General features: G+C 40.1%; 17 protein-coding genes. 9 read left to right on the forward strand and 8 right to left on the reverse strand.

Annotation, left to right across the window (positions count from 1 at the left end; genetic code table 11):
• Positions 1-183 precede the first annotated feature (183 nt).
• The 6 genes from AC3WJC_RS04810 to AC3WJC_RS04835 form a co-directional block, all read right to left on the reverse strand.
• Complete coding sequence (locus AC3WJC_RS04810) at positions 184-2,004, reverse strand: glycoside hydrolase family 2 protein (protein ID WP_492397935.1); 1,821 nt, start codon at positions 2,002-2,004, stop codon at positions 184-186.
• 184 nt (positions 2,005-2,188) lie between these two features.
• Positions 2,189-4,699, reverse strand: a complete 2,511-nt coding sequence (locus tag AC3WJC_RS04815; protein ID WP_492397936.1) for a galactose oxidase — start codon at positions 4,697-4,699, stop codon at positions 2,189-2,191.
• 86 nt (positions 4,700-4,785) lie between these two features.
• Positions 4,786-5,688, reverse strand: coding sequence for a CorA family divalent cation transporter (locus AC3WJC_RS04820; RefSeq protein WP_492397937.1), 903 nt, complete (start codon positions 5,686-5,688; stop codon positions 4,786-4,788).
• A 229-nt stretch (positions 5,689-5,917) separates the two neighbouring features.
• Positions 5,918-6,481, reverse strand: a complete 564-nt coding sequence (locus tag AC3WJC_RS04825) for a Crp/Fnr family transcriptional regulator (RefSeq protein WP_492397938.1) — start codon at positions 6,479-6,481, stop codon at positions 5,918-5,920.
• Positions 6,482-6,534: 53 nt separating this feature from the next.
• Positions 6,535-7,083, reverse strand: coding sequence for a YkgB family protein (locus tag AC3WJC_RS04830; protein ID WP_492397939.1), 549 nt, complete (start codon positions 7,081-7,083; stop codon positions 6,535-6,537).
• A gap of 85 nt (positions 7,084-7,168) precedes the next feature.
• A complete protein-coding gene (locus tag AC3WJC_RS04835; protein ID WP_492397940.1) occupies positions 7,169-7,606 on the reverse strand; it encodes an Rrf2 family transcriptional regulator in 438 nt (145 codons plus the stop codon).
• A 741-nt stretch (positions 7,607-8,347) separates the two neighbouring features.
• Here AC3WJC_RS04835 and AC3WJC_RS04840 point away from each other — a divergent pair.
• The 5 genes from AC3WJC_RS04840 (at position 8,348) to AC3WJC_RS04860 (ending at position 11,782) form a co-directional block, all read left to right on the forward strand.
• A complete protein-coding gene (locus AC3WJC_RS04840; RefSeq protein ID WP_492397941.1) occupies positions 8,348-8,914 on the forward strand; it encodes a DUF417 family protein in 567 nt (188 codons plus the stop codon).
• A gap of 17 nt (positions 8,915-8,931) precedes the next feature.
• The gene (locus AC3WJC_RS04845; RefSeq protein ID WP_492397942.1) at positions 8,932-9,249 is read left to right on the forward strand and encodes a thioredoxin family protein; all 318 of its coding nucleotides are present in this window, start codon (positions 8,932-8,934) and stop codon (positions 9,247-9,249) included.
• A 5-nt stretch (positions 9,250-9,254) separates the two neighbouring features.
• Entirely contained in the window at positions 9,255-10,055 is an 801-nt protein-coding gene (msrA, locus tag AC3WJC_RS04850) for a peptide-methionine (S)-S-oxide reductase MsrA (RefSeq protein WP_492397943.1), read from the forward strand.
• Between the two features lie 74 nt (positions 10,056-10,129).
• Positions 10,130-10,699, forward strand: coding sequence for a Crp/Fnr family transcriptional regulator (locus tag AC3WJC_RS04855; protein WP_492397944.1), 570 nt, complete (start codon positions 10,130-10,132; stop codon positions 10,697-10,699).
• Between the two features lie 87 nt (positions 10,700-10,786).
• The gene (locus AC3WJC_RS04860; RefSeq protein ID WP_492397945.1) at positions 10,787-11,782 is read left to right on the forward strand and encodes an MBL fold metallo-hydrolase; all 996 of its coding nucleotides are present in this window, start codon (positions 10,787-10,789) and stop codon (positions 11,780-11,782) included.
• A gap of 72 nt (positions 11,783-11,854) precedes the next feature.
• On the opposite strand, the gene AC3WJC_RS04865 is transcribed toward AC3WJC_RS04860, so the two are convergent.
• Positions 11,855-13,021: an adenylate/guanylate cyclase domain-containing protein gene (locus tag AC3WJC_RS04865; protein WP_492397946.1), complete on the reverse strand. Its 1,167-nt coding sequence runs from the start codon at positions 13,019-13,021 to the stop codon at positions 11,855-11,857.
• Positions 13,022-13,231: 210 nt separating this feature from the next.
• Here AC3WJC_RS04865 and AC3WJC_RS04870 point away from each other — a divergent pair, with 210 nt between their 5' ends.
• From AC3WJC_RS04870 to AC3WJC_RS04880, 3 genes are all read left to right on the forward strand, one after another.
• Entirely contained in the window at positions 13,232-14,149 is a 918-nt protein-coding gene (locus AC3WJC_RS04870) for an SDR family oxidoreductase (RefSeq protein ID WP_492397947.1), read from the forward strand.
• Between the two features lie 16 nt (positions 14,150-14,165).
• The gene (locus AC3WJC_RS04875) at positions 14,166-15,092 is read left to right on the forward strand and encodes a helix-turn-helix domain-containing protein (protein WP_492397948.1); all 927 of its coding nucleotides are present in this window, start codon (positions 14,166-14,168) and stop codon (positions 15,090-15,092) included.
• A 353-nt stretch (positions 15,093-15,445) separates the two neighbouring features.
• Positions 15,446-16,213, forward strand: a complete 768-nt coding sequence (locus AC3WJC_RS04880) for a hypothetical protein (protein WP_492397949.1) — start codon at positions 15,446-15,448, stop codon at positions 16,211-16,213.
• 395 nt (positions 16,214-16,608) lie between these two features.
• Here the strand turns inward: AC3WJC_RS04880 and AC3WJC_RS04885 are convergent, their stop codons facing one another.
• Positions 16,609-17,559, reverse strand: a complete 951-nt coding sequence (locus tag AC3WJC_RS04885) for an MBL fold metallo-hydrolase (RefSeq protein WP_492397950.1) — start codon at positions 17,557-17,559, stop codon at positions 16,609-16,611.
• A gap of 586 nt (positions 17,560-18,145) precedes the next feature.
• On the opposite strand from AC3WJC_RS04885, the gene AC3WJC_RS04890 reads away from it, so the two are divergent.
• Positions 18,146-18,511, forward strand: a complete 366-nt coding sequence (locus AC3WJC_RS04890; protein WP_492397951.1) for a nuclear transport factor 2 family protein — start codon at positions 18,146-18,148, stop codon at positions 18,509-18,511.
• The last annotated feature ends 13 nt before the right edge of the window (positions 18,512-18,524 follow it).

Below are 18,524 nucleotides of genomic sequence, written 5' to 3' on the forward strand. Positions count from 1 at the left end.
AGTGTCTTTTCATTAAATTCTCGCTTAGCGGTCGATGAAGCTTTCCGAGCATAGAATTATGCATTTCTGCAAGCACTTTTAAACCAAATTTCTTTATAATGATATTTCGAAATGTGACCTAAACTGGTAAAATTGTAGCCAAATCAGGTTATTGCTTTTTTGTAAATAACTCTTTTTCAGTTGTTATTTCAGTTTTTTACTTTCTCTGATCACCGCCTGATTCACTTCTCTGATCCTTTCCACTTCCATTTTTTCATAGGCACGATCATACGTGAGTAAACCGTTAACTTCATGCTCAACATCAGTAGTTTGTGTATACACCGCTACGCTCAATCCTTTGTATTTCATTAGTTGCTCCACCTGATCCATCAAAAGAATATAACGATCAGTTAATGCTGCCCTCGTTGGCTCATATCCGTAAGCATTGTTTTCTACAGGCCACATATGTCCCCTTACAAAGAGGCCTATCCCACCATATTCTCCTAATGAAGCAGCCCGCTTTCCATCCGGACGGGAAGCATCGTTTGGCCCTATGTAGATATGCGTGTCCACGAAGTCCCCGTTTCCGGGATCTCCGGCGGCCTTTTGATAATCCGGATTATTATTAAATCCCGAATTGCCATTGACCAGGCGCGAGGGGTCATATTTTTTAACCCAATTTGTAATTTGCTTAACATCAAATGCGCCCCAGTTTTCGTTAAAAGGTACCCAGGTGATTATAGAAGGGGAATTGTAATTGTCATCGATACTTGCCTTAAGCTCTTTGCGAAAGGTGGACCTTGTGGCAACCGTGTCCTCGTTCTGATACCAAATCGCAGGCATATCCTGCCATATAAGCAGACCTAATTTGTCCGCCCAATAGTAAAACCGCTTGGGTTCGGTCTTCATATGTTTTCTGATCAGGTTAAATCCGGCTCTTTTAGTAAACTCGATATCGTATTTTAAGGCTTCATCTGATGGTGCCGTTAAAATTCCATCCGGCCAGTATCCCTGATCCAGCAAACCCACCTGCATCACAAACTGGTTGTTTAATAAAGGCCTGACAACGCCGCCTACTTTCCCGAGTTTGACGTCCCGAATGCCGAAATAACTCATAGCCTGGTCAGTGATATTACCGTTTTTGTCTCGTAAGGTGAGTTTCAGATCATACAAGAACGGTGCGTCGGGCGACCATGTTTTGACATTGGGAATCGGAATATAAAATGAGGTGCCGGGCTCTGCCGTAATTTCAGAAACAACCTTTTTACCATCGAGGGCGACAGCGGAAACCTGACCGGACTCGGCATTAACCAATACCTTTAAGCGGCTGTTGGCCAAATCAGGCAACAGCTTAATAGCTTTGATATGGTTTTTATTTACCGGTTCAAGCCATACGGTCTGCCAGATTCCTGATGTATAGGTATAATCTCCACGTGGGCCGTTCTTTCCGGAAGGCGTACGTCCGTCGTTCGAATCATGGGCCGCTACGATCAGAATATTAGCTCCGGGTTTAAGATACGATGTGATGTCAAAGCTAAATCCGTCATAACCACCTGCATGGGTTCCCGCGTTCTTCCCGTTAATAAAAATACTTGCATCATGATCAACAGCATCAAAATGGATGATGACCTGCCTGCCTTTCCAGTCATGGGGGATCTCAAAACTCCTTCTGTACCACATGTTGATCTCTTGCTTTCGTTCGATGCCGGAAAGCACAGACTCCGGACAATAGGGAACGAGGATCTTTTCTACGCTACCGTCGAAGTTGATGGGTTTAGATGGGTTAAGAGCATTGGCTACAGACGGGCCGCTAACATAATCCCATTTTCCGTTCAGGCATAACCAGTCATTACGTTGCAGTTGAGGCCTTGGATACTCTGGTAATGGTAAACTGGACTCCATTGAAATTTTTGTCCATTTAGTCGGCAACTTAGCAACCTGTGCATAGGTTTTTTCACCGGTGTTGACTGTCAGTAAGGTCGCCAACAACAACAGCGGATATCTTTTTCGTAGATTTATTTTCATGATCAGGTTGATATTAATTACGTTCGCAACAGGGCACAACAGGTCACTATGCTGTCATATCTGTCATCATTTACGAATTAAGAAAAATCTATTAATGAGAGATTAACGGCCAATTAATATCGGCTTACGATATCGCTTTATTCAGGAAAATAATTTGTAAACAATTTATAATGAGAAGCTTATATTACAATATTTGAGTGAATTTTTTTTCAAAATCTTGATTGTAAATCGCTCGGTATTCTTTAACGAAAACGTCATAAGCGTTCTTAGCCAGGGAATGTTTACCTAAACTTGCTAAGGCTTTACATTTGATCATCATTGCTTCTTCACTGACCGGGTCGAAATAGAAAATATAGCAGGCGATTTGAATTAAAAACTCAGGATTGTAGGGTTTATTTGAATTTGCATAAAGCAGGAATACATCGATAACTTCATTTGAGATATCAGCTTTAAAATTGTCAAGCCATTCGTACTGGTGATTGGATAGGAAGTTGCCTCGCCGTACGAGTTCAAATAGCGATCTGATCTGTTCCTCATTAAGTTTCTTTTTATCTTCGATCAGGTTCAGATAATGATGATAATCAATATACCAAAATGCATAATCAAATTCGATTTTCCAGTACCCGGCATCCTTTGAAAGATTACAATGTTCGATCTTCTCCAGTATCGCTTTTAATTTAGCAATATTTACAGAGCGGTTATTCCTAAGACTCCTGTCGGATTTTCCAAACCAAAGGGTCTCATCAAGTTTCTCGGCGTGCAGGCCTCTTCCGTTTTTAATCGAATTTACAAGCAAGAGCAGGAACAATTCTTTAAGAAGCGGGGTGAACAGATTGGTAATATCTGCACCATTCCTATCGAAAATTTGAAGGTCCCCAAATAGAAAAATAGCGTTTTTAGAACAAACTTTTGTTTTTGGGTATGGTTCTAAAGTCTTAATCTGATCTGTTGCCAGCGGGTGACGTTTTCTACGGCGTAAATAGAATACTATACCACCGGTTGCCAAAGCGACCAATATGATTAACCCGATTAATATTGGCAAAATGGAATGTTTGGTTGACGGACTGCTTTTCACTAAATTCAACGGCGGTCCCTCCAAAGTGTATACATCTACCTTTGTTTGGTCGTTTTTAGACGTGAATAATGTCACAGCGATGAACCTCTTACTTTCCTCAGCATAAAAGAGATCAGCGTAGGAATGAATATCGTGGAAATTGTACGGAATAATACTTGCCACATATTTATAATTGTTATTCTTTAATGACCCGACAATCAGACGAAGGCTGGAATTATACTTACGTTGAGGGAAGGTCAGTCCGTAATAGGTCTTTGAACTGTTATCGATCACCAGGGAACTGGCAAATGCAAAATCTTCAGACGGTTTTTTCAAGTCGAAAAGCTTTTTAAACGTCTTATCTTTGATTGTAAAACGCATCATGCTGTAAATATTATTGGGGTTGACCATTTGTGAACCGCTTGTACTCCCGTAACCGCCCAGCACATAAAGCGTATCACCTCGCGGATTGGTTCCCAGGCCTGCCAGATATCTGGGAGTAAAATAATCCCCTTTGGTTTTTATATCTTCCCATTGCCCTGTTTTTAACGAAAGGCGCTGAACGGCATTTTTATATTTCCAATAACCATATCCCGCAAAAACATACATGGAACTGTCAACAGGAGAAATTACTTTATTTGCGTGCCAATAATCAGGTGGACGCGCTACGGGTAATTCTTTACTCCAGGTTTGATTGCTCAGACTATAACTTGCGGCTGTTTTCAGGTCAGGAAGAAAGTGGTAAATATGTTTGTTGACGGGGCTATAGATGGATTGACTCCCGCTGTTAACTCTAAATTTGCCTTCATTTGACTTGGAGCTATAAACCAAATCACGCAGAGAAAAAGTATATACCGAATCTTTTGCTAATATAAATAAGGACTCTTTCTTAGAGTCGAAAGCTGTGCTGGCGACCCCATTTACAATGAATTCGCCAACTTTTTTCCATTTTTGGTGGGTGGAGGCCATCCAGAATGGATTTTTAATCTTGCCGTCATTACCGTTGATCAACTCATGCGCAAAGTTGCCCTCGTGTTCATTTAAAGGCCAGTAATACTTGATATTATTTTTTTCCAGGATACGGATATTACGCAATTTCACGGAGAGCGCTTCAGTCGTTTTGAAGTTTTTGTCGCTATTTGCACCGAAAAGTAGTTTGTAACAAGCGTTTTTTTTTAAGTGCAAACCTCTCTCGACGTATGCTTTGCGTCCATCAGAAACAATTAGCCTGTCACTATCTGCATCGAACTTGATGCTTATCTTGTTCCAATTTTTAAGAAAGTGATCCGGTGAAATGTTTAATTTGAGCTTGGTCTGATAATCCCCCACAACTAAACTGAACAGATTTTCTGGATTTTCTGAATTGTACAGCAAGTCAAAATTACGTTCGTCATCTTCAATTATTCTAACAATATATCCATAAAGAAGTCCGGTGTACAGTGACGACGCCTCAAAAGAGATTTCAAAATTTCCATTTAAACATACAGCACTGCTGGGTGACAAATTGAGCGCTGTATTGTTTTCTTTGGCCTCGTCAGTTGTCGCAATTGCCAGACCATAATTTTGTCCGAAGGAATTAAGAAATAGGACAAAGGAAAACAGTATTACAAAAAGAATTTTGAAGCTAGTACGAAAGTCCATTCCATTGATTTTATGATAAATATGAAGATTTTATATAGTGCGCTGTCACTGTTTTGTTATGTTAAATATTAGAAATGTAAGTTCATTTAACCTAACCACTTTTTTCTCTTAAACCATATATAGATAATTACATTAATTAAAGTGATCAGCAATAGCACACCCGGATAACCCAGCTTCCATTTTAGTTCCGGCATAAATTCAAAATTCATTCCGTATAAGCCTACTATAAAAGTCATAGGCATAAAGAAAACTGAAAATATGGTCAATACCCGTATAGTATCATTCGTTCTTTGGGACGATGCCGAAAAGTAAATATCCAGTAATTGATTTAGATTCTCGGATCTCGAAATCAGCATGCTTTGAAGTTTGATAAACAGATCTCTCGTATCCCGTGACTCGACATTCCCTTCATCTTGCGAATCCAATTTGTCGATAATGTCATAGGAAAGAAGGAGCATTTGTTTAAGTAAGTCAATTTTTCTTCTCAGGTAATATATACCTTTCAAAATAGGCTCATTTTTTTGCCGGAGAAAGACCATCTCCTCATAATAATCTACTGACTTTGATAGCATTTTTATTGGTGCATCATAAGTATTGAGACAAGAGACGATTAAAATATTAAGCAATTCCCTGCTACTTGAAGACATCTTTTCTTCCATGGACTCGATAACCTGTTCAAATAGCGATTGCTTTTTTTGATGTATGGTCAGGATAAATTCTTCGCAAAAAAATATAGCAATGGTACTGGTCAGGTCTTGAACATGATTAGCCTCAGGCAGATCAGTTTCTATGTGTATCCTGAAAATAATAAAGGAATAGTGTTGCATCCTTTCAAATTTCGGCAAGTGGTCAGGCTGCAGGCAATCATTGACCAATGCAGGGTGAAGGTTATACTTATTCGCTACCTCTGTAAATTCGCTTTCGGTTGGTTCAGTTAGATCCAGCCACTCGAATCCATTTTCTTTGATATCAGCAATTTTGTTTATCATAAAGTTATAATTTCATAAGTCTGATAAACGCTATGTTTATAGTTTGCTTCGTATCCAGTATATTTTATAGCTGTCATCACTTGATAAATGACACTTTATTATGGTTTTGTTATAAGAAACGTTAGTGTTTTTTATAACAAATGATCGTCCTAAAAAACTATAATTGTTCAATCAAAAGTAAAGTAACAGCTCCTGATTATTTTTACCATATGGTAAAAAGTAACATCGATCATTTCTGAGATCTTATTCTGCTCAGCGACTGCTGCGTAATGCCCAGGAATTTCGCAATATCACCAAGAGATATGCGATGAGCAAAATGCTTATTTTCCTCCATGAAGTTTTGGTAGCGCCAGCTTGAACTTTCTCCGAGCATTTCATCTATCCTTTTAGCTTTAAGCACAGTATTGTGTGAGATGATTTTTCTAAAGAAGACTTCTACTGTCTTGTGCTTTTTACTAAGTGCTTCCATTTCGGTAAGACTGATTATGGTCACCGACGAATCTTCCAGGGCCATGATAGTAGAGTTTGTAGGCGTTTTCGTTAACAAGCTATCGAATATCGAGAAGATTCGCGATTCGGCAAAAAAGCACATAATCAACTCCTTCCCGCTTTTAACGGAAAATATTTTCATCAAACCTTTCTCTACAAAATAAAGATGGCGGCAGATATTACCGGCAGGGAAGACAACTTCGCCTTTTTTAAACTGTTGCGACCTTGCAGCCAAACTCAAATCACGCCTGGCAGCATCGTCAAGCGGTGAAAACTCATGAAATTGATCTATGAAATCTTTCATAATTACTTATTGTTTAATGTTTAGATCTAATAAAAAGCTGATTCTTTAAATATTTACCGTCGGTTACGTTCCGCGCTGGCGTTAAGTGCCTCACCGGCCGTCCATATGGAAACGCCAAGAAAGATCAGGTCTTTCATAATAAAACCACCATCAGTAGGGACCGGTATTCCTTCCATGATGGTCCACATTCCTGGGGTAGTTATTAAAAAGCTCAGGCTGGTTAAGAACATCAGAATGCATCCAAAACTTCCTAATGCAGATATTTTTGGAAACAACACCCTTAAGGAGATCATAACCGCTAAAGTTATTTCCACCATACCGATGATCGCTGAGACGCCTCTGAGATCAGCAAACCGGTAAAGCCATGACATTAATGGGCTATTCTCTACCAGAGGCTGGATGCCTTTGGCCTCAAAATTTGTGAATTTAAGAACGCCAAAGATGAGTAGAAGAAATGCTAAACCATAGCGGGATACACCCATACCCAGTATATTCAACTTGTGGATCTTCGTGGTGTCAAGGTCAAATGCGGTGGTTTGCTGTTGAGCATTATTTAACGGCGACTGGCTACTGTTAGTCAGCGTAATTGATTGATCTTTCATGATGTTGACTATTTATTAATTAAATAAAACTTTATTTGTTACAATTGAGCGAAATAGAACTACTCATTTTACTTCTCCGGTTCCTTTAACAGAATTTTGGTGATGTTTTTAATATATCTTCTAACTGTCCGTAAAGCGTAGAAACCTTTATTTTTTCCAGACCTGGCTGCATCGCATTTTCTGCCTCCTGAAATGGCGACTTGACCAATTGTGCCAGATTACTGCTCACCGGGCATTCCTCATTTACCTTGGGTCTTTGAAAAAGTTCCCTGTCGTTTACGGCCTGATAGATATCCCACAAACTGATCTCGTCCGCAGGTCTCATCAGGTAAAATCCGCCTTGATTGCCCGCTGCACTTCCGACGATCTTCTTTTTCTTAAGTTCAGCAAGCACCCGCCTGATCACAACCGGGTTTGTAGCAACGCTTATAGCGATCTCATGGGAAGAAAGCAGCTTTTCCCCCCGGTATTGAAGGTAAAGGCAGATATGTATCGCAGTAGAAAATTTGGTATCAGCTTTCATGAGATACAAACGTAATTAATAAGTTACGTTTGCCAAATACGTTACCTGTCTATTCATTATTAACTTCTTCCGCTTGCCATACACGAAGCTGTTCTGGTAATTATAGGGATTGATGATGCGTTTTTCCATTTTCACTTGTTTTAAGTTGATATATAATGTTATACTTAATAACCCTTAATCGAAACCATCCTTGCTTCCTTACAATTATTTTATTTTTTCTTTAGATTGAGCAATTTCTTAAGAATCTTCTACAGCCGGAAAATTCTGCCATGTAAATCATTAAAAATCCTGATCGGTACCATACTTTCAAGTTCGAATGAATTGTTGAAAATTAGCTTATTACCATTTTGCCTTTCCAACTTTAGAATACATTCCTGCGTACAGATTTGGATAAATATGTTTTCCATATATTATTAAATCATTGGTACAGCAAATAAACCTACGCGTTGTTTAGTTGAGCACCTGGAAAAGAAAAAGCTCTTGCAAGCATGCATATTATGATTGTTTCTCAGTATTAAATGTCACTCACTAAGGGAGCCATTGTAGCGATGTTGTGGCTTACCATTGGCTTTTAATCTTAGGGATCTCCCGGTTAAAATTTTGAATTTAAAATAATAGAAGAAGTAAAAGCTGTAAGGCTAAAGGTTTTTTTGCGATTAAGTGGTAGAGGCAAGATAGCACGTAGCAAGATGCATATCCTGCCACGTTCATTTGAATTTATTTATTGATCTAAATAAGGTTATGATGGAGAAGAATAAAATCGAAAAATTAGGCTTTAACCTTAGCGTGATCGGGGCCGCTTCCCTTATCATGCTCTTTGGAATCCAAAAATTTACTTTATCGGGGGCCGCTGGAATTAAGTCTATGACGGAAGGACATTTTGTCTTTTCAGGACTCTACACATTTCTTACGGCCAGAACAGTATCGATACTTCTTGGTATCCCACAAATGGCGCTTGGCTTATTAATGGTTGCTTCCCTCAGAATACCTGCAATGGGAAAAGTCGCGGGCATAAGTGGAATTGTCATTTTTGGAAGTTCACTCTTTTTCCTGATCACTTATCCAGGTGCATGGATGCTTGGTGCTGGTTTTTCACAAACTGTATTATTTATTGTAAGAGACCTTCCAAACCTGGCTTTGTCACTCCGCATTTGGGGCGATAGCCGCCATCGTGCCAGTTCTCCTAAAATGCAAGTCAAAAGGAACAAGACTGCCAGTCCAAGACGGATCACCACTGCGTCATGCCTTCCAATTAAGGACACATCAAAGAAGGAAATATGTATCCCCATCAATATTTACAGTAATTAATTATAAGTTTTGAAACCATGAAAAATATTAATGACAACACGGAATTAGAACTGCTCATTGCAGGTGACAAGCCACTGCTTTTGAAGTTTTATGCAGACTGGTGCAGCGATTGTAAAGCGGTTGAGCCTTTACTTGAAGACCTGTCTAATAATTATGAAGAAAAAATTGAGTTTGCTAAGATCGATGTAGAAAAGCATCAGGATATTGCAAAGAAGTATAATGTAAGGGGAATCCCCGCGATCTTCTTTCTGAAAAATGGAAAAATCATAGATCAGGCAAGAGGGATTCAGGCTAAAAAAGCGCTAGAATTAAAGTTAAAACAATTACTTGCTTAAAGATCATGGATAAAGTAACAGCAGAAATGTATCAGAATGATCCCCAGCGTTATACACTGGTTGATGGTAGTACAGAAGGAGCGCCTACTTGCACCTATGGAAATGTAAAGGAGTGGGTAGGTTACGATAAAGCTGAAGGGACTTTTGTGCGCTTTACGAAGTCAGTTTACAAAAAACTGGTCAGCCAACTTGATCCGGCTGATGTAAGCAGCGTGAACAGTGACATCGCCAGTGAGGGAAATTTTGAATTTAAAACAAATAAGATGATGATCGAAAGTAAAATTGCCGAAAGCGGCTTATTAGAACAAGTGATCTACTTTGCGGGCGGATGCTTTTGGGGCACCGAGCATTTTTTTAAATTGATCAACGGGGTAACCGACACAGAAGTGGGTTATGCTAACGGCAGGACTGATGCCCCGAACTATAAAGACGTTGTCAAGGGTGATACCGGTTTCGCGGAAACGGTTAAGGTAACGTATGACGCGGACAAAGTGCAGCTAAGCCAGTTGCTGGATCTTTTTTTCAAAGCCATCGACCCTACCAGTGTAAACAGGCAAGGAAACGACATCGGAACCCAGTATCGTTCTGGAATCTATTATACAAACGAGCATCAGGTTCCGGTTATAGCTGAAGTCATAAAAGACATTGCCGGTCAGTATGATAACCCTTTAGCGGTAGAGGTTGCACCACTATTAAACTTTTACACCGCAGAAACTTATCACCAAAACTATCTTGAAGTTAATCCCGGCGGGTACTGCCATATAGGGCCGGAATTATTTGATCTGGCCAGGGAGGCGAACAGATAAGAAATATTATTGTAGCTTGGTATTATCTATAAAAGGTTAATTTTATAATCTATTTTACCGGCTAAAATCATCCTATGTCCCAGTTACTCCGAACACATATAGAAGCGGTTTGCCCGCTGAGTGATGAAGAGTTTGCCCATGTCTTATCACATTTCAAGTTAAGAAAGCTGAAAAAGCATGCTTTTCTGGTGCAGGAAGGCGAATATGTTAGGCAGGAGTATTTTGTTCTAAAAGGCTGTTTAAAAGCCTTTATAGCTGATTCTGAAACCGGTAATGAGTTTATTTTTCAGTTTGGCGCAGAGGACTGGTGGATGACCGATCGTGAAGCTTTTTTTAAGGAAACCAAAGCCACTATTAACATCGATTGCCTGGAAGACTGTGAAGTGATTGGTATCACATTGGAGGACCGGAACAAGTTAGGTGCAGATCTTTGGAAGTATGAGCATTTTCTGCAGGTAAAGGCAAATTTGGGATATATTTCATTACAGAAACGCTTGCAGACGATGATCATGGGAAGTGCGAAGGACCGCTATGAAAATTTCATCCATCAATATCCTCAGCTATACAGCCGTATTCCAAAGACCTATATTGCTTCCTACCTTGGTGTAACACGTGAAACCTTAAGCCGTTTATACCGCCGTTAAGGTGACATTTGTCACAAAAACAAAGTGACGTTTATCCTGTGGGCTGCTGCAAACATCGCGGAATTTTGTTTCATTAAATAATTAAATATGAAACATACATTGTTTGCTGCTAAAGCACTATTAAAACTTACCGCTGCCGGTATCTTTTCGATCGGCATCCTGATGAATACTTCTACCGCATTTGCCCAGACGGCAAATCAGGCACAGGCTTCTCAACCTGGTTATTACCGGATGCAGGTTGGAGATTTCGAGGTGATCGCCCTTTCTGATGGTACTATACCCCAAAACTTTCATCAACTGCTTACTAACGTTAAACCTGGGGAGATCGACCGTTTGCTGAAATTGAACTACCAGTCTGATCCTGTAGAACTTTCTGTTAACGGTTACCTAATCAAAAAAGGCAACAACCTTATACTCGTTGATGCGGGAACAGCGGAAGCGTACGGACCTACGCTTGGACATTTAACAGAAAGCCTTCGCCGCGCCGGCTATGAGCCTGAGCAGATCAGCGCGGTACTGATCACCCATATTCACATCGATCATACCGGTGGATTAATGGATCAAGGGAAATTGGCTTTTCCTAATGCTACTATTTACATCAGTAAGCCTGAAGTAGATTTTTGGTTGACAGCAGAAAGTAAGCGTAAGGCTCCGGAAAGTTTAAAGAACTATTATGCGCAAGCTGAAGCAACTGTCGGGCCTTACCTGAAAGCCGGCAAGGTGAAAACATTTAAATATGGTGCGGAGGTATTGCCAGGTATTTTGCCACTGGCCAGCCCCGGTCATACTCCCGGGCACACGTTTTTCTCCCTGGAAAGCAAGGGCACAAAGCTGTTATTCTGGGGCGATATTATGCACGCGGCAGCAGTACAGTTTGCTGACCCGGCCGTTACTATCGTTTACGATGTAAATCCATCTGCTGCAGCAGCGCAACGGAAAAAAGCTTTTCAGGAAGCAGCCCAAAAAGGTTATTTAGTAGCCGGCGATCACCTTTCCTATCCGGGCATTGGCCGTATTCGTGCGGAAGGTAATAGCTACGTTTGGGTACCCGCTAACTACAGTACCTACGCGGCATCTAAATAAAGCTTTTAAAAAAGCTATGGTATTCGAGAGAATGCTGTAGCTTTTTACTTTTACACTGCTTTTCAGAAAAAATTAAGAGCGATCTCTTGAAACGGTAAATATTTCCATTGTTCGCACCCGGCCTTTTAATAGATTTTCTCCAACTGACCTTATCTTGTATTGGGTGGGAAGTTGTAATAGTTGCGCCAGGTCGTCTGATACCAGTAAATCAGCAGCGTAATGATTACAAAGCCCTTGAATCCTTGCTGACGTATTAAGCACGTCCCCTGTAAAAATAATTTCTTTTTTCAGGGAACCGATCTCTCCGGCGGTTACCAAACCGTAATGTAAACCCGCTTTAAATTCCGGTAATAATCCAAACAGGCTGTCATATTTAACAGCCTGTATATTCAGAGCGCCTTTCATAGCAAAAAAACACTCGATACAGTTATTACTTTTTAATCCGTCTTTTAATTTCCAGGTGATGATCATCTCATCGCCCGCGTATTGATAGATGGTGCCTGCATAGTCAATAACAGCGACCGAGAGATCGAAAAAATACTCTTTTAACATTTGGAAATATTTGACATGGCCTAAATTTTCCGCGATGGTAGTGGAAGATCTCATATCCAGAAACATGAAAATTCTTTCTTCTTCCACCGGGTGATGGTACTTCCCCAGGAAAAAATTATTTAATGTACCCGCTCCGATGCTTTGGCTGAATTCAGCGAATAACTGCGTAATAACAATTATAGAAGCGATGTATACCATAATGCCTACCACTGCATAGTCAGTGAAGAATGCCCAAACCGGCGATGTTAAATTCTTAATAGAATGTACGTTGTGCGTATATAGGGTATTGATGAAGGTAATTAGGAGAAGAAATAAGATGACGATGAACAGGTAAATAATGGATTTGAAGATGATTTTTTTAGTGAAACTGTTTTTTATAAACCATTTATTGAAATAACCAATTTCCAGAATTCCAGTCAATAGTCCCATCATCAGTCCCGACAATGGGACTAAAAAAATATTTCTTGCAAAATTATAGTTAACGCCGGTGGAGGGATAATGATCTAAGTTTCCGATAATACCTTTCTCCAGCATCACATAGATCAGGCTGAAAACAAACCATAATATGCCGAAAGGAATAACACGCTTGATACTTCTTATGGTTTTTGGTTGCAGCATAGTTGTAATGATGAACTGGCCATCTAATTTAAGAAATTGTATTAAAGCATTTTTTTCCCTTAAAAGCATGCACTCGATCTCAAGTATAGTTGACGCATTACAAATCTGCCGAATTAATTTATCATTTGTGACCTTAAGAGGCTGCTTAATAATTTATGTTATATCTTATACAAAGCAACATTCCTGGTTACCGTACCAGTTACCGCTACAAAAAGACCGGAAACGGTCACAATATGTGGTGGATTTGTAAGGACCTTTACATTATTAAATAGATTAATTATGAAAAGGATATTAGTTATCGGTGCATCAGGGTTTATCGGCGGTTATTTAACACGCCAATTACAGGCAGACGGATTTGCAGTACGTTGTATGGTACGTAACCTGGATAAGGCAAAGGAATTAGCAGATATTGGCTGCGAGATTGTTAAAGGTGATTTTACAGACCCTGTATCTGTGCAGCAAGCACTTGCGTCTATGGATGCCGTATACGTTTCCATCCATACTTTGGCACCTCAGCATAAAGACACTGCGAAGCAAGAATTTATGGACATTGAAATGAACGCTCTTATCAATATTGTAGAAGGCTGCAAAATACATGGTGTACGCCGCCTGATCTATGTAACTTCACTTGGCATTTCTGCTGATGCTAAAGATGCCTGGACCGATGGACGCTGGAAAACACAGCAGTATCTTTTAAACACTGGTTTAGATGTGACCGTGATCCAGCCTGGCATGATCGTAGGTATCGGCGGGCAGGGATTTAATATGGTGCTGGCCAATGCACAAAAAAGCACCGCTTTTGTAATAGGAAACGGCCGGAACAAGTTTAGGTGCATCGCCATTGACGACCTCGTTTACAACCTGATAGGTGTTTTAAATGAACCGAAAGCTAATGGACAATGCTATGAAGTGGGCAGTGATGATATTTTAACGGGCGATCAGTTGATCGATGAAGCGGCGGACGTTGTGGGGCATGCTCATCCCAGAAAAGTGCATATTCCATTAGGCTTGTTACGTTTCGCTGCGCCGTTGATCGAGCGGATAGCCAAGTCACCGAAAGGAGCTATCAAAGGAGCCTTGGGCGGATTAGGCGCAGACATGATCGGTGATCCATCAGCAATAAGGAAACTATTACCGCGCAAACCGCTATCCTATAAGCAAGCCGTAGCTAACGCGGTCGAAAATAAGTCAAAATAAATAGTCAACTTGCATCATGGAAAAAAGCCAGCCATACCACATCAAAACGATCAGTGATTTTCATAAGATACTGGGAACACCTGCACCCGAGCATCCCTTGATCAGCGTTATTGATATTAAACCGTTTGAGCGTATTCCAGCAGGTATACAGGGTAGTGTGATCAATGGGTTCTATAACATTTCTCTTAAAAGAGGGTTCCAATCGCCTGTGAAGATCAAATACGGGCAGCAGTCCTATGATTTCGACGAGGGTGTACTCAGCTTTATGTCACCCGGCCAGATTAGTGTTTTCGATCCGCAGAAATACGCAAGTCCCGAGCAATCAGGCTGGTTGTTGCTTTTTCATCCCGATTTCCTTTGGAATACGCCTTTAGCTAAAAAGATCGCGCAGTACGGCTTTTTTGATTATGCAGTTAACGAAGCTTTGTTTCTTTCAGATAAAGAAGAAGCGACACTTATGCAGATCGTTGCTAATATCAGGCAGGAGTATCACAACAATATGGATAAGTTCAGCCATGATATTATCATCACCCAGATGGAATCGTTGCTAAACTATTCGGACCGCTTTTATCAGCGCCAATTCATGACCAGGAGGAAAACCAGTCATGAACTATTGGATCGCGTAAATGAAAAACTGGTAGGGTATTTCAATGATTCGAACGCTATGAATAGTGGATTGCCCACTGTTGCTTATCTTGCGGAACATCTTCATGTATCGCCTGATTATTTAAGCGGACTGCTTAAAACGCTCACCGGGATGACTGCGCAGCAGCATATACATGAGAAGCTTATTGAAAAGGCCAAACAACAGCTTTCTGCCACAAACTTATCTGTCAGCGAAATTGCTTATCAACTGGGCTTCGAGCATTCACAATCTTTCAGCAAGTTATTTAAAGCAAAAACCAGCCTTTCACCTTTAGCCTTTAGGGCCAAATTCAACTGATCTATGTCCTTCCTTAAACTGTCGGACGAAAGATGCATAATTACGGATCTTCGGTCAAGGTCAAGAACACTCTTCAATTATTTATTAGTTTTTACCATAGGTTAAATTTTATATAGACAAGATGGTGTAAGTTTGAGATAGGCAATAACTTAAGAATTAAAGTATTGCGGGAACTGTATCAATAATAACCGGCCGAAAGAGAAACTCTTTTTCACAGAGCTGTCGATTAGCGATATTGCTTATGCATCACGTTTTGAACATCCGCCTCCTTTAGCTAATTATTTAAGAATGATACCAATCTTTCGCCGCTGGAGTTTCGGGCTTCATTTAAGTAACAGACACATCCATTTTATATGATCGATTTTTTTGCTGTTTTAAGATCCAGAAATGAACCTTTATTCTACTTTGGACTGATCTGCCTTTTAAGCACTACTTTACTATTAATAATCGCAAAATTCAACACTACTCAGATAAATGGGGTTAGTGCCTGGTATAAGCCTTTCAAATTCGCTTTGTCCATTGGCATATTCAGTTGGACGATGGGCTGGTACACCGGATATCTTGAATTGCCTGATCAGGTCAGTACCTACAGTTGGACCACTATCATACTGTTAGGCTTCGAGTTATTTTACATCACTTTTCAAGCGGCCCGTGGGCAGTTGTCGCATTATAATGTCAGTTCGACCCTTTATACTTCGCTCACTGCGGCCATGGCTTTTGCGGCTATTGCCGCCACTTTATATACCGGCTATATTGGCATTTTATTTTGTAAAGGAGAATTTTCCGGGCTGCCCGGCTATTACCTCTGGGCTATTCGTATAGGTATATTTTTATTCGTCATTTTTGCATTTGAAGGCGCGATCATGGGCGGCAACGGTTCGCATAGTGTTGGCGGTTCAGGAGATGCCAATGGTTTACCGTTGCTTAATTGGAGTCGGAAATACGGCGATCTGCGCATCGCGCATTTTGTGGGAATGCATGCTTTGCAGGTATTACCGCTAATCGCTTATTATTTACTTCGAGATATTAGAGCGGTTATCGTTTTAGGGGTTATTTATGGGGCTTTGGCGCTGTTCTGTCTGATACAAGCACTAAAGAGCAAACCGTTATTAAGCCTTTAATCCCCAGTTAGCTATAGTACCCGTTAATTGCTTAAGAGATTTACCGTAATCTGTTTATACCATATTCGACCGTAACAAGTGCAGTGTTTAATACATGACGAACAATTAATTCATTGATTTCTAAATACTTCAATGCGGCTGAGCACCTTGCCGGAAATACCTTTACTTTTTTTAATAATTCAGAATAGCGCATGCATGGGTTTATAGCATAAACAGGCAATGATGGGCATTTCCATCTAAGGATCATTTTACACCTTTGCCGAAGGTTCGTTTACCGATAAACGAATTTTCAAGCAAAATAAATTAAGACGCTATGCAATTTTAGCAAACCACTAATTAATAACGCTTATGGTACTTGTACCAAAAGTGTTATAATATCATCCCTGCTTCGAAAATTATTCAAGTTTTCCCAGGACGCTGTAAGGAACCGGTAGCCATTTATATTGATTACCCTCAGCGATTATTTTTCCTATTCCTGGAAAAGATATATGAGCCGCAGCGATAATATATCCTTTGCCCGCGAATTCAGCATAGCTCACTTTTCGCTGCGCCGCCGCCTTTTGCTTATCAAAGTCATATTCATCGGGGATCAGTGAATCGTAAAACTGCACCTGCTCTATATGGACCAGATCTCCGAAGAAAATCATTTTTTGTTTACCGGACGCTATAGCATAAACTGTATGACCTAATGTATGTCCAGGTTTCTCAATGGCGGATATTCCAGGAAGGATTTCTGATGCTTTGTTAAATGCTTTAACCTTATTAGCTGCCAGATATGGTTTAAGCATTAAGTAGGCGGGTCTGTTGAGCGTGATTCCCTGAGGTTCGCCAGTTTGAACAGTTTCATGTACTTTCCAAAAATCGAGTTCTTTTTGATTTAAATGTATGGTCGCATTTGGAAAAACTAATTTTCCGTATTGACTTAAGCCACCGCTATGATCAACATGGACATGTGTGATCAGTATATCACTGATATCTTCCGGCCGGTATCCGGCTGCAATTATGCTTTTTATCAGTCGTCCTCCAAAGGGCTTGAAAAGATCTCCCGATCCTGCATCCACCAATACAAGACTTGGTCCATTTTTAATAAGATATGCATTTATAGATATCTCAACGGTACTGCCCAAACCAGCTTTTTTTAGTTGTTGCTCCAAGACACCCGGGGCTTTAGGAACTAAAAGGGTCTTAGCCTCAACCGGAACTGTACCATCAGAAAGTGCCACAATTTGGAACTTGCCGAAATCGGCACGATAATATCCGGCCTGTGATAATTGTTCCTGGGCACTTGCATATTGCCATGTAAAAAAGGTCAGGATGGCCAGCACCCACGGTTTGATTGGTTTCATGTCTGAATAAATTAATTATTGTTTAAAATTTTATCGTGGATTTTAGAATCCAGGTGCCCGTGTCATCACAAACAAAGCCATGTATAATCTATTATTAGGCAGCATTAATAGCTATTACTCCCTTAATCGCATAGGAGATTGCTTCCTTACATGCTATTTCAATCTTTTTTAAAATTTATAAACAGATGAACTTTTAAGAAACATACGATTGGAGTTTCCGCGCAGCTTATTTTTAGCTATTTTGTATTGTCCGGGAGGTGATCCCAAAACGGCTACCAGGCGTTTTTTACATCGCGTAGGTGATTGTTATTCAACAGACAACAGGGATAGGTATATAGCCCAGGTTGGCACACCGGATTAATTTTAACTGCTTCTTAAACCTTCTAAGTATTTGACTTAAAGTGGTTTTATTTTTAGTAATCCTTCTCGGTACTTACAAATACACCATTCCTGACACCCAAACGTCGTTTTATTCATTTAAAAAACTGTAAAAGACTTTAAACATGAATAATCATTAAATTGATGGTGATATTTGCTATAAATATTGCACTTAATAATAAACAGGTCTATCATTTAAACATAATATATGAACCAAGAGCAATTGTCAAAGATCGAACCCTTGATTGAGGCAGCCTACAAAGGCTTCAATAACAGGGACATTGACAGCGTCCTGTTACTAATGCATCATGAAATCCATTGGCCAAAAGCTTTTGAAGGAGGCTATGTGATCGGCCGTGAAGAGATCAGAACGTATTGGACAAGACAATGGAGTGAGATAGATACTATCGTGATACCGCAAACAATTATGATCCGGCCGGATGGTAGTGTGGAGGTTTTGGTTCATCAGTTAGTAAAAGACCTGAATGGTAAATTATTATTTGATGGAAATGTAAAACACATTTATCAGTTGGAAAATGACCTGCTGTTAAAAATGGATATTGAAAACGACTAATGGCACGAGCCCT

This window comes from Mucilaginibacter sp. FW306-07-L (assembly GCF_058782065.1).

Bases quoted from the DNA above. Each gene is read 5' to 3' on its own strand.
- AC3WJC_RS04860 (WP_492397945.1), top strand. From the start codon at position 10,787: ATGAAACATACATTGTTTGCTGCTAAAGCACTATTAAAACTTACCGCT.
- AC3WJC_RS04875 (WP_492397948.1), top strand. From the start codon at position 14,166: ATGGAAAAAAGCCAGCCATACCACATCAAAACGATCAGTGATTTTCAT.
- msrA (WP_492397943.1), top strand. From the start codon at position 9,255: ATGGATAAAGTAACAGCAGAAATGTATCAGAATGATCCCCAGCGTTAT.
- AC3WJC_RS04855 (WP_492397944.1), top strand. From the start codon at position 10,130: ATGTCCCAGTTACTCCGAACACATATAGAAGCGGTTTGCCCGCTGAGT.
- AC3WJC_RS04815 (WP_492397936.1), bottom strand. From the start codon at position 4,699: ATGGACTTTCGTACTAGCTTCAAAATTCTTTTTGTAATACTGTTTTCC.
- AC3WJC_RS04885 (WP_492397950.1), bottom strand. From the start codon at position 17,559: ATGAAACCAATCAAACCGTGGGTGCTGGCCATCCTGACCTTTTTTACA.
- AC3WJC_RS04830 (WP_492397939.1), bottom strand. From the start codon at position 7,083: ATGAAAGATCAATCAATTACGCTGACTAACAGTAGCCAGTCGCCGTTA.
- AC3WJC_RS04845 (WP_492397942.1), top strand. From the start codon at position 8,932: ATGAAAAATATTAATGACAACACGGAATTAGAACTGCTCATTGCAGGT.
- AC3WJC_RS04880 (WP_492397949.1), top strand. From the start codon at position 15,446: ATGATCGATTTTTTTGCTGTTTTAAGATCCAGAAATGAACCTTTATTC.
- AC3WJC_RS04890 (WP_492397951.1), top strand. From the start codon at position 18,146: ATGAACCAAGAGCAATTGTCAAAGATCGAACCCTTGATTGAGGCAGCC.
- AC3WJC_RS04825 (WP_492397938.1), bottom strand. From the start codon at position 6,481: ATGAAAGATTTCATAGATCAATTTCATGAGTTTTCACCGCTTGACGAT.
- AC3WJC_RS04820 (WP_492397937.1), bottom strand. From the start codon at position 5,688: ATGATAAACAAAATTGCTGATATCAAAGAAAATGGATTCGAGTGGCTG.
- AC3WJC_RS04835 (WP_492397940.1), bottom strand. From the start codon at position 7,606: ATGAAAGCTGATACCAAATTTTCTACTGCGATACATATCTGCCTTTAC.
- AC3WJC_RS04840 (WP_492397941.1), top strand. From the start codon at position 8,348: ATGATGGAGAAGAATAAAATCGAAAAATTAGGCTTTAACCTTAGCGTG.
- AC3WJC_RS04870 (WP_492397947.1), top strand. From the start codon at position 13,232: ATGAAAAGGATATTAGTTATCGGTGCATCAGGGTTTATCGGCGGTTAT.
- AC3WJC_RS04865 (WP_492397946.1), bottom strand. From the start codon at position 13,021: ATGCTTTTAAGGGAAAAAAATGCTTTAATACAATTTCTTAAATTAGAT.
- AC3WJC_RS04810 (WP_492397935.1), bottom strand. From the start codon at position 2,004: ATGAAAATAAATCTACGAAAAAGATATCCGCTGTTGTTGTTGGCGACC.